We start from the raw sequence: 357 nt of genomic DNA, 5'->3' as shown, positions 1-357 counted from the left end.
CGCCCAAGTGACTGCATCACTTTAGAGACACCGTCAGTGCATGAAGGTGTCAACAAAAGATGTGTGTGATTCGTCACCAAGACACAAGCATGACAACTTACATCATAGCGTTCACGCGCTTCTTGTAAGCATTCCAGATAAAACTGATTATCTTGATCTGAAAGAAACACGCTTCCCGATTGCTTCCTCGTTGTATTACATGGCACGGCACTCCGGCCATATACATTCTTGGCTTCCTTGGCATTTCAGCTTCCTCGTTGTATTACATGGCACGGCACTCCGGCCATATACATTCTTGGCTTCCTTGGCATTTCAGCTTCCTCTATCTTTCTTGATAGTTAGCCTTGATTATCGACC

1 protein-coding gene is annotated in these 357 nt (G+C 45.4%); it reads right to left on the bottom strand.

From position 1 onward, the window contains the following. Positions 1-170 (bottom strand): transposase (locus tag A3735_RS32520; RefSeq protein WP_197485813.1); only part of this gene is annotated, 170 nt, incomplete at its 3' end. Positions 171-357 lie beyond the last annotated feature (187 nt).

The sequence above is a fragment of the Oleiphilus sp. HI0061 genome (genome assembly GCF_001635675.1).
Note: the sequence above shows the minus strand (reverse complement) of the source record. Positions and strands in the feature narration are given on the sequence as shown.